An 11,102-nucleotide genomic window follows, 5' to 3' on the forward strand; every position below is an offset into this window, starting at 1 on the left:
GATAAAATGGGCGCCCCCCGAAGAAAGTCCCCATGACCGAATTGCCCGCCGCCGCCCCGCACGCCTTTCCGCACGACACCGTGAAAGAGGACATGGTGCGCTGGCTGGAGCGCGCGGTGATCGGCCTGAACCTGTGCCCCTTCGCCAAGGCGGTGCATGTGAAGGCGCAGATCCACTACGTGGTGAGCGAGGCGACCGATGGGCGGGGCCTGCTGGAAGACCTGCAGCGCGAGCTGGAGGCGCTGGCCGAAATATCCGCCGAGCGCCGTGACACCACCTTGCTCATGGCGCCGGGCTGCATGGAGGATTTTCTGGACTTCAACGACTTCCTCGCGCTGGCCGACGATCTGGTCGAGGCCATGGACCTGGGCGGCATCCTGCAGGTGGCCTCGTTCCACCCGCAGTTCCAGTTCGACGGCACCGACGTGGACGACGTCACCAACAGCACCAACCGCGCGCCGTATCCCACGTTGCACCTGCTGCGCGAGGAGAGCATCGACCGTGCGGTGGAGGCCTTCCCCGAGGCCGAGGCGATCTTCGAGCGCAACATCGAAGTGCTGGAGGAACTGGGCGCCGAAGGCTGGAAGGCACTGGATGTCGGCCCGCGCTGCCCGGTGGCCGGGCGGGCCACGCCGGTGGGCGCTGCCGGCGCAGGGGGAGGGCGCATGAAGCGCGCCAAAGCTGCGGCCGGGCAGGGGGGCGCTTCTTCGTCATCGGCGGGGCGGACCGCGCCGAAGCCCTCGCCCGAAGACCAGGTGCTGCAGGAGCTGCGGCCGGGCCAGTCCATCGAACTGCTCAAGGCGCTGCACATCCTCACCCGCGAAGGGCGGCTCAACCAGGATTCGCGGCGCAAGCTCAAGCAGGTGTACCACCTGTTCCAGTTCATCGAACCGCTGCTGCAGGAGCTGTCGCAGGAAGGCCACGCTGCCACGCTGGCGGACCACGGGGCGGGCAAGTCGTATCTCGGCTTCATCCTGTACGACCTGTTCTTCCAGGCCCTGGGGCGCGGGCACATCTACGGCATCGAGACGCGGGCCGAGCTGGTGGAGCACTCGCGCGCCCTGGCCCAGCGGCTGGCATTCGAGCGCATGTCGTTCCTCAACCTGTCGGTGGCCGAATCCACCGATGCCGCGGCGCTGCCGCAGCGCATCGACGTGGTGACGGCCCTGCACGCCTGCGACACGGCCACCGACGACGCCATCGCCTTCGGGCTGGCCAAACAGGCGCGCGCGATGGTGCTGGTGCCCTGCTGCCAGGCCGAGGTGGCCGCGTGCCTGCGCCAGGGCAAGGCGCTGCAGTTGTCGCGCACGCCGCTGGCCGAACTGTGGCGCCACCCGCTGCACACGCGCGAGATGGGCAGCCAGATCACCAATGTGCTGCGCTGCCTGCACCTGGAAGCCAGCGGCTACCAGGTGACGGTGACCGAGTTGGTGGGCTGGGAGCACAGCATGAAGAACGAACTGATCGTGGCCCGCTACACCGGCCAGAAAAAGCGCAGCGCGGCCGAGCGGCTGCGGGCGATTTTGGCGGAGTTCGGGCTGGAGCAGACTCTGGCGGCGCGGTTCGGCCTGCCGCCAGAGGCGGACACGGCGCCCGAGGCGGTTCCGGCAACGGTTTGAGGGTTTTTGGCAGCATGCCGGGGTTTTGTTTGCCTTTGATGCTATAAAAATAGTAGCAATCGCGCCGATCGGGCGGCACATGCGGAATCGGGGACGGATTCCCCCTACCATGGCGCTTAGCTCCACTTTGTGCGACCCCATGGCCCGACTGCCCCGCCTGACCCTTGCCGGCTACCCGCACCACGTGATCCAGCGCGGCAACAACCGCCAGGCCATCTTCGCCGACCGGCAGGACCACGAAACCATGCTGGCCCTGCTGACCGAGCAGGCTCGCCGCTGCGGCGTGGCCGTCCATGCCTACGTGCTCATGGGCAACCACTTCCACCTGCTGGCCACCCCCCAGACGGCCGACGGACTGCCACTGATGATGCAGGCCGTGGGGCGCAGCTACGTGCGCTACTTCAACAACCGCCACGCGCGCACCGGCACGCTGTGGGAGGGGCGCTACCGCTCCACCGTGCTGCAGCCCGAGCGTTATTTGCTTGCCTGCATGGCCTACATGGACCTGAATCCAGTGCGCTCCGGCGCCACCACGCAGGCGGTGGACTACCCCTGGTCCAGCCACGCCCATTGCCTGGGCCTGCGCAACGACCGGCTCATCACGCCGCATGCGTTGTTCTGGGCGCTGGGCAACACGCCCTTCGCCCGCGAGGCGGCCTACGCCGCGCTGGTTCAGGCGGGCGTCGGCCGGCTGCAGCAGCAGGCGCTGACCGATTCCGCGCTCGCCGGCTGGGCCCTGGGAGACGCCGCGTTCGTGCAGGCGTTGCAACAGCAGACGGAGCGGCGGGTGGTCAAAGGCAAGGCCGGCCGCCCGCCCGCAATGCCGAGACCCATTCCCGAATAATTCCCTCAGGCCATATGGCGAAAAGCTTCATTGCTCCTGAATTTGATGTGTCCCCAATAAAAATAAATGCGACCTATTCTCATCAATAATGTGAATCTGACCCCATTTAAAGTGCTTGCCCGACCTTGCTGCGATGCACTAATCTTGCGCTCCCTGCGACCCATTTCCGAGGAGAGCGCCATGACGACGGCTGCCGAGATCCAATACCTGCAAGAGCACGGTCTCTATTCATCCACTCAAGAGCACGACGCGTGCGGCCTGGGCTTCGTGGCCCACATCAAGGGGGTGAAGCGCCACGACATCGTGACGCAGGCGCTCAAGATCCTCGAAAACATCGACCACCGCGGCGCCGTGGGCGCCGACAAGCTCATGGGCGATGGCGCGGGCATCCTGATCCAGATCCCCGACGCGCTCTACCGCGAAGAGATGGCCCGGGCCGGCACGGCCCCCGACGGCTCCACCGGCGTGGTGCTGCCGCCCTCCGGCGAATACGGCGTCGGCATGATCTTCCTGCCCAAGGAGCACGCCTCGCGCCTGGCCTGCGAGCAGGAGATGGAGCGCGCCATCAAGGCCGAGGGCCAGGTGCTGCTGGGCTGGCGCGACGTGCCGGTCAACCGCGACATGCCGATGTCGCCCACCGTGCGCAAGAAGGAGCCCATCCTGCGCCAGGTCTTCATCGGCCGTGGCAACGACGTGATCGTGCAGGACGCGCTGGAGCGCAAGCTGTACGTGATCCGCAAGACGGCCAGCGCCGCCATCCAGAACCTCAAGCTCAAGCACAGCAAAGAGTATTACGTGCCCAGCATGTCCAGCCGCACGGTGGTCTACAAGGGCCTGCTGCTGGCCGATCAGGTGGGCACCTATTACCTGGACCTGCAGGACGAGCGCTGCGTCTCGGCCGTGGGCCTGGTGCACCAGCGCTTTTCCACCAACACCTTCCCCGAATGGCCGCTGGCCCACCCGTACCGCTACGTGGCGCACAACGGCGAGATCAACACCGTCAAGGGCAACTACAACTGGATGAAGGCGCGCGAGGGCGTGATGGCCTCGCCCGTGCTCGCGGCCGACCTCAAGAAGCTCTACCCCATCAGCTTCGCCGACCAGTCCGACACCGCCACGTTCGACAACTGCCTCGAACTGCTGACCATGGCCGGCTACCCCATCAGCCAGGCCGTGATGATGATGATTCCCGAGCCGTGGGAGCAGCACACCACCATGGACGAGCGCCGCCGCGCGTTCTACGAATACCACGCCGCGATGATGGAGCCCTGGGACGGCCCGGCCTCCATCGTGTTCACCGACGGCCGCCAGATCGGCGCCACGCTGGACCGCAACGGCCTGCGTCCCTCGCGCTACTGCATCACCGACGATGACCTGGTCGTGATGGCCTCCGAGTCCGGCGTGCTGCCGATCCCCGAGAACAAGATCGTGCGCAAGTGGCGCCTGCAGCCCGGCAAGATGTTCCTGATCGATCTGGAGCAGGGCCGCATGATCGACGACGAGGAGCTCAAGGCCAACGTCGTCAACACCAAGCCCTACAAGCAGTGGATCGAGAACCTGCGCATCAAGCTCGACAGCGTGGGCGGCGAGGCGCCGGCCGGTCCGCTGCCGGCCGAACTGCCGCTGCTCGACCGCCAGCAGGCCTTCGGCTACACGCAGGAAGACATCAAGTTCCTGATGGCGCCCATGGCCAAGAACGGCGAAGAGGGCATCGGCTCGATGGGCAACGACAGCCCGCTGGCCGTGCTGTCGGGCAAGAACAAGCCGCTGTACAACTATTTCAAGCAGCTCTTCGCCCAGGTGACGAACCCGCCGATCGACCCGATCCGCGAGGCCATCGTGATGTCGCTCAACAGCTTCATCGGCCCCAAGCCCAACCTGCTGGACATCAACCAGGTCAACCCGCCGATGCGGCTCGAAGTGAGCCAGCCCATCCTGGACTTCGCCGGCATGGCCAAGCTGCATGCCATCGAAAAGCACACGCAGGGCAAGTTCAAGAGCGCGACCATCGACATCACCTACCCGCTGGACTGGGGCCGCGAAGGCGTGGAGGCCAAGCTGGCCTCGCTGTGCGCGCAGGCGGTCGATGCCATCAAGGGCGGCGCCAACATCCTCATCATCAGCGACCGCGCCGTGAACGCCACGCAGGTGGCCATCCCCGCGCTGCTGGCGCTGTCGGCCATCCACCAGCACTTGGTGCGCGAAGGGCTGCGCACCACGGCCGGCCTGGTGGTGGAGACCGGCACGGCGCGCGAGGTGCACCACTTCGCCGTACTGGCCGGCTACGGCGCCGAGGCCGTGCACCCCTACCTCGCCATGGAAACCCTGGCCGAGATGCACGCGGGCATGCCGGGCGACCTGTCGCCCGATAAAGCCATCTACAACTACGTGAAGGCCATCGGCAAGGGCCTGTCGAAGATCATGTCCAAGATGGGCGTGTCCACGTACATGAGCTACTGCGGCGCGCAGCTGTTCGAGGCCATCGGCCTGAACACCGACACCATCGTCAAGTACTTCACTGGCACCGCCAGCCGCGTGGAAGGCATCGGCGTGTTCGAGATCGCCGAAGAAGCCATCCGCATGCACAAGGCCGCGTTCGGCGACGACCCGGTGCTGGAAACCATGCTGGACGCCGGCGGCGAATACGCCTGGCGCGCGCGCGGCGAAGAGCACATGTGGAGCCCCGACGCCATCGCCAAGCTGCAGCATTCCACGCGCGCCAACAACTGGAACACGTACAAGGAATACGCCCAGCTCATCAACGACCAGAGCCGCCGCCACATGACCCTGCGCGGCCTGTTCGAATTCAAGTTCGACCCGACCAAGGCCATTGCCGTGGACGAGGTCGAATCGGCCAAGGAGATCGTCAAGCGCTTCGCCACCGGTGCCATGTCGCTGGGATCGATCTCCACCGAGGCGCACGCCACGCTCGCCGTGGCCATGAACCGCATCGGCGGCAAGAGCAACACGGGCGAGGGCGGCGAGGATGCCGCGCGCTACCGCCAGGAACTGAAGGGCATTCCGATCAAGCAGGGTGACACGCTCAAGAGCGTGATCGGCGCCGAGAACGTCGAGGTCGACCTGACGCTGCAGGACGGCGACTCGCTGCGCAGCCGCATCAAGCAGGTGGCGTCGGGCCGCTTCGGCGTCACGGCCGAATACCTGTCGTCGGCCGACCAGATCCAGATCAAGATGGCCCAGGGCGCCAAGCCCGGCGAGGGCGGTCAGCTGCCCGGCGGCAAGGTCACCAACTACATCGGCAAGCTGCGCCACAGCGTGCCCGGCGTGGGCCTGATCTCGCCCCCGCCGCACCACGACATCTATTCGATCGAGGACCTGGCCCAGCTCATCCACGACCTGAAGAACGTGGCGCCGCACGCCAGCATCAGCACCAAGCTGGTGTCCGAAGTGGGCGTGGGCACCATCGCCGCGGGCGTGACCAAGTGCAAGAGCGACCACCTGGTGATCGCCGGCCACGACGGCGGCACGGGCGCATCACCCTGGTCGTCCATCAAGCACGCGGGCGGCCCGTGGGAGATCGGCCTGGCCGAAACCCAGCAGACCCTGGTGCTCAACCGCCTGCGCGGCCGCGTGCGCGTGCAGGCCGACGGCCAGATGAAGACCGGCCGCGACGTCGCCATCGGCGCGCTGCTGGGGGCTGACGAGTTCGGCTTCGCCACCGCGCCGCTGGTGGTCGAGGGCTGCATCATGATGCGCAAGTGCCATCTGAACACCTGCCCCGTGGGCGTGGCCACGCAGGACCCCGAGCTGCGCAAGAAGTTCTCGGGCAAGCCCGAGCACGTGGTGAACTACTTCTTCTTCATCGCCGAAGAAGTGCGCCAGATCATGGCCCAGCTGGGCATCCGCAAGTTCGACGACCTCATCGGCCGCACCGACCTGCTCGACATGCGTGCCGGCATTGCCCACTGGAAGGCGCGCGGCCTGGATTTCGGCCGCCTGTTCGCCCAGCCGAACGTGCCGGCCGACGTGCCGCGCTTTCATGTCGACGTGCAGGACCACAACATCGAAAAGACCCTGGACCGCAAGCTCATCGAGCGCAGCCAGCCCGCCATCGAAAAGGGCGAGCGGGTGCAGTTCATCGAAGTGGCGCGCAACGTGAACCGCTCGGTGGGCGCCATGCTCTCGGGCGCCGTCACGCGCGCCCACCCTGAAGGCCTGCCGGACGACACCATCCGCATCCAGCTGGAAGGCACGGGCGGGCAGTCGTTCGGCGCGTTCCTCACGCGCGGCATCACGCTGTACCTGATCGGCGATGCCAACGACTACACCGGCAAGGGCCTGTCGGGCGGCCGCGTCATCGTGCGTCCGTCGATCGACTTCCGCGGCGACACCACGCGCAACACCATCGTGGGCAACACGGTGATGTACGGCGCCACCAGCGGCGAATCGTTCTTCGGCGGCGTGGCGGGCGAGCGCTTCGCGGTGCGCCTGTCCGGCGCCTCCACCGTGGTGGAAGGCACCGGCGACCATGGCTGCGAATACATGACGGGCGGCACCGTGGTGGTGCTCGGCAAGACGGGCCGCAACTTCGCGGCCGGCATGAGCGGCGGCGTGGCCTACGTGTACGACGAGGACGGCCTGTTCGACACCCGCTGCAACCTGTCCATGGTGACGCTGGAGCGCATCCTGCCCGGTGACGAGCAGACCGCCAGCATCTCGCGCGGCATCTGGCACCGAGACCAGACCGACGAAGCCCAGCTCAAGAAGATGCTGGAAGACCACAACCGCTGGACCGGCAGCAAGCGTGCGCGCGAACTGCTGGACAACTGGGCGGCCTCGCGCGCCAAGTTCGTGAAGGTGTTCCCGACCGAATACAAGCGCGCGCTGTCCGAAATCCATGAACGCAAGGTGCTGGAGGAGCCCGCGACGCCCGCGGTCGCCCATCCTGCGAAGGAAACGGTGCCCGCCAAGTAAGGCCCGCCCGATCCACCCGCACCGCATTCAACGATTCAAGGACAGACATCATGGGAAAGACCACCGGCTTCATGGAATACGAGCGCATCGAAGAGGGCTACAAGCCTGTCGGCGAGCGCCTGAAGCACTACAAGGAATTCGTCATCGGCCTGGATGACGCGCAGGCCAAGATCCAGGGCGCGCGCTGCATGGACTGCGGCACGCCGTTCTGCAACAACGGCTGCCCGGTCAACAACATCATTCCGGACTTCAACGACCTGGTGTACCAGCAGGACTGGAAGAGCGCCATCGCGGTGCTGCACAGCACCAACAACTTCCCCGAGTTCACCGGCCGCATCTGCCCCGCGCCCTGCGAGGCCGCCTGCGTGCTCAACGTGAACGACGACCCGGTGGGCATCAAGTCCATCGAGCACGCCATCATCGACCGCGCCTGGGCCGAGGGCTGGGTCAAGCCCCTGCCCCCGAAGCACAAGACCGGCAAAAAGGTCGCTGTGGTCGGCTCCGGCCCGGCCGGCATGGCGGCGGCCCAGCAACTGGCGCGCGCGGGCCACGACGTGACCCTGTTCGAGAAGAACGACCGCATCGGCGGCCTGCTGCGCTACGGCATTCCCGACTTCAAGATGGAGAAGTCGCACATCGACCGCCGTGCCGAGCAGATGGCCGCCGAGGGCGTCACCATCCGCACCGGCGTCTTCATCGGCGCCGCCAAGGACGGCCTGGGCAAGGGCTCCAAGGTCACCAACTGGGCCAAGGAAACCATCACGCCCGAGCAACTGCAAAAGGACTTCGACGCCGTGCTGCTGACCGGCGGCGCGGAGCAGTCGCGCGACCTGCCCGTGCCGGGCCGCGACCTGGACGGCGTGCACTTCGCGATGGAGTTCCTGCCCCAGCAGAACAAGGTCAACGCGGGCGACAAGCTCAAGGGCCAGTTGCGCGCCGATGGCAAGCACGTCATCGTGATCGGCGGTGGCGACACCGGCAGCGACTGCGTGGGCACCAGCAACCGCCACGGCGCCGTGAGCGTCACGCAGTTCGAGCTGATGCCCCAGCCGCCCGAGGTCGAGAACCGCCCCATGACCTGGCCCTACTGGCCGATCAAGCTGCGCACCAGCTCCAGCCACGAGGAGGGCTGCGAGCGCGAGTTCGCCATCTCCACCAAGGAACTGCTGGGCGAGAAGGGCAAGGTCACCGGCCTCAAGACCGTCCGCGTCGAATGGAAGGAAGGCAAGATGGTCGAGGTGGCTGGCAGCGAGCAGGTCCTCAAGGCCGACCTCGTGCTGCTGGCCATGGGCTTCGTGAGCCCCGTCGCGCAGGTGCTGGACGCCTTCGGCGTGGACAAGGACGCCCGCGGCAACGCGAAGGCCACCACCGACTTTGACGGCGGCTACGCCACCAACGTGCCCAAGGTGTTCGCCGCGGGCGACATGCGCCGGGGCCAGTCCCTGGTGGTGTGGGCCATCCGCGAAGGCCGCCAGGCCGCGCGCTCGGTGGACGAGTTCCTGATGGGGTACTCCGACTTGCCGCGCTGAGTCCCGTCAAAAGCGGCAGGCTTTGAAGCATAACGGCGCTCTTCGGAGCGCCGTTTTCTTTGCGCCGATGCGATGGCCCGAACGATCCAAAAAAAAAGCCCCTGCCGAACGGCAGGGGCTTTCGTGGAAAGGCCAGCGTTTGCGGCGCAGCGCCGGTCGCCCTTTCCTTTCTCTTTTTCTCTTACCTCCCTCTCCTGCCGAAATCTGGCTGTCCATTCGTCACCGGAGAGCGGTTTTCGAATTCCTGGTGATTCTTCGATCGCGTCGTTCAGCCCACGGATTCTGGCGGCGGGCCTTCTTTGTGCCCTTAACAGGGGCTGAGAAGTCCTGAAACGTTCTGAAATTTCTCGAACCCTTGCGATCGGTGCGCGGTGCGGCTGTCCGCCTTGGCATCAAGAACGGCATCCTGCGGCACCGTTCCTGATTGCTATGAAAAAATGAGCGCCATGCCGGCGCATTCATTGCGCTGGAGGCTGTTTTGGCTCTGGGTCCTCAGAACTTGTATTGCACGCCCACCGTCACCTGCCGCGGGCTGCCGGGCATGACCCAGACGCGGTTGTAGGCGCTGTGGTAGTAGGTCTTGTCGAACAGGTTGTCCACGTTCAGGCTCACCGAAAGCTTGTCGTTGATCTGGTAGGCCACCTGGGCGTTGAACAGCGCATAGTCGCCCGAGGTCAGGCGCACCGTGCCGCTTTGCGCGAAGAACTCGCTGCGGTAGCTCACGCCTCCGCCCACGCTCAGCCCCTGCAGCACCGGCCCCTTGAAGGCATAGCGGGTGGACAGGTTCACGCTGTGGCGCGGCGTGATGGGGCTGAACACCTGGCCCTGCTGCGACACGGGGGCCTGCAGGTACTTGGTGGCGGTGAAGGCGTAGCCGGCCAGCACGTCCCAGCCGGGCGCGACCTGGCCGCTCACCTCGGTCTCGAAGCCCTGCGCGCGCACCTTGCCGCCGGCCAGGGAGGCGGTGGGAACGTCCGGGTCGGCGATGGCGCGGTCCTTGTCCAGGATGCGGAAGAGGGCGAAGTGCGTCTGCAGGCGCTTGTTCAAAAACTCGCCCTTCACGCCCGCCTCGATCTGCGAGCCCGAACGCGGCGTGAGCAGGCGGCCCGCGCGGTCCAGGCTGGACTGCACCACGAAGGTCTCGGCATAGCTCGTGTAGGCCGACAGGTTTTCGTTCAGCTCGTAGATCGCGGCCACCGAGGGGATGAACTGCCGTCCGGGGTCGGCGGTGGCCGTGGTCTGGCCCGTGCTCAGCGTGCGCGTCTCGGCCTTGGCCCAGGACAGGCGCCCGCCGGCCAGCACCTTCAGGCGCTCGGCCACGCTGACCTGCGCCTGGCCGTACAGCGCGTTCTCGGTGCGCCGGGTGGCGCTCTGAAAGCCGGGCAGCGTGATGCTGGGGTAGGGCAGGTCGTACTGCGGATTGAAGATGTTGGCGGTGCGGGGCGCGCCGAAGGCGGAGTTGCCGTCCAGGCTTTCACTGGTCGTGTGGCTCACGCCCAGCAGCACGCGGTGCGTGCGGCCGGCCAGCGACAGCGGCGAGGCGATGTACAGGTCGTAGTTGCGGTCCTTCAGGTCCTGCTGGAAGTCCACCGACTGCAGCTGGTAGTTGCCGTTGGCCGCCACGGCCGAGTTGGCCCGCACCGAGCGGTACAGCGATTCGCGGTGCACGTCGCGCGCCACGAACTTGACCTGCCCGCCATTGGACAGGCGGTGCTCCAGCTCGGCGAAGGTGTCGGTGTTGTCCAGGTCCTGGCGGTTGGCGGCGATGCCCGCGAACGTGGAGCGCGGCACGTCCAGCAGCCGGCCGTCGGCATACGCGGGCAGGCCCTGGTCCACCGTGGCGCGCACCTTCTGGCGCGTGTGGCCGACCGACAGCGTGGTGGACGGGGTGATGTCCAGCTCCAGCGTGCCGTAGCCCAGGGTCTTGTCGTTCTTCAGCGTGGCGACGTGGCTGTCGCGGTCGTCCTTCACCGCCACCACGCGGCCGCGCAGCGTGCCCGCGGCGTTGAGCGCGCCGGTCAGGTCAACGTCGGCGCGGCGCATGTTCCACGACCCCGCGGACACGTTGGCGTTCAGCCCCAATGCGGACTGCGCGCGCTTGCGCACCAGGTTGATGGTGCCGCCGGGTTCGCTCGCGCCCTGCAGCAGGCCGGACGGGCCGCGCAGCACCTCGAT

Annotated in this window: 5 protein-coding genes and 1 pseudogene; 5 read left to right on the plus strand and 1 reads right to left on the minus strand. The window is 66.8% G+C overall.

Annotation, left to right across the window (positions count from 1 at the left end; translation table 11 throughout):
- Nucleotides 1-92 precede the first annotated feature (92 nt).
- From AC27KI_RS06255 to AC27KI_RS06275, 5 genes and pseudogenes are all read left to right on the plus strand, one after another.
- Nucleotides 93-575: pseudogene (locus AC27KI_RS06255) on the plus strand (DUF1415 domain-containing protein); the annotation flags it as partial.
- Between the two features lie 90 nt (nucleotides 576-665).
- On the plus strand, nucleotides 666-1,619 hold the full coding sequence (locus tag AC27KI_RS06260) for a class I SAM-dependent methyltransferase (RefSeq protein ID WP_487113064.1): 954 nt from the start codon (nucleotides 666-668) through the stop codon (nucleotides 1,617-1,619).
- 139 nt (nucleotides 1,620-1,758) lie between these two features.
- Nucleotides 1,759-2,463, plus strand: coding sequence for a transposase (locus tag AC27KI_RS06265; protein ID WP_487113058.1), 705 nt, complete (start codon nucleotides 1,759-1,761; stop codon nucleotides 2,461-2,463).
- A gap of 180 nt (nucleotides 2,464-2,643) precedes the next feature.
- On the plus strand, nucleotides 2,644-7,398 hold the full coding sequence (locus AC27KI_RS06270; protein ID WP_487113060.1) for a glutamate synthase-related protein: 4,755 nt from the start codon (nucleotides 2,644-2,646) through the stop codon (nucleotides 7,396-7,398).
- Between the two features lie 50 nt (nucleotides 7,399-7,448).
- A complete protein-coding gene (locus AC27KI_RS06275) occupies nucleotides 7,449-8,927 on the plus strand; it encodes a glutamate synthase subunit beta (protein ID WP_284405115.1) in 1,479 nt (492 codons plus the stop codon).
- A gap of 492 nt (nucleotides 8,928-9,419) precedes the next feature.
- Here the strand turns inward: AC27KI_RS06275 and AC27KI_RS06280 are convergent.
- On the minus strand, nucleotides 9,420-11,102 hold a 1,683-nt coding region (locus AC27KI_RS06280; protein WP_487113062.1), incomplete at its 5' end, for a TonB-dependent siderophore receptor.

It is taken from the genome of Acidovorax sp. KPB24-03 (assembly GCF_057546605.1).

Excerpts from the sequence above, each read along its gene's own strand:
- AC27KI_RS06260 (WP_487113064.1), top strand. The coding sequence starts at position 666 with ATGAAGCGCGCCAAAGCTGCGGCCGGGCAGGGGGGCGCTTCTTCGTCA.
- AC27KI_RS06265 (WP_487113058.1), top strand. The coding sequence starts at position 1,759 with ATGGCCCGACTGCCCCGCCTGACCCTTGCCGGCTACCCGCACCACGTG.
- AC27KI_RS06270 (WP_487113060.1), top strand. The coding sequence starts at position 2,644 with ATGACGACGGCTGCCGAGATCCAATACCTGCAAGAGCACGGTCTCTAT.
- AC27KI_RS06275 (WP_284405115.1), top strand. The coding sequence starts at position 7,449 with ATGGGAAAGACCACCGGCTTCATGGAATACGAGCGCATCGAAGAGGGC.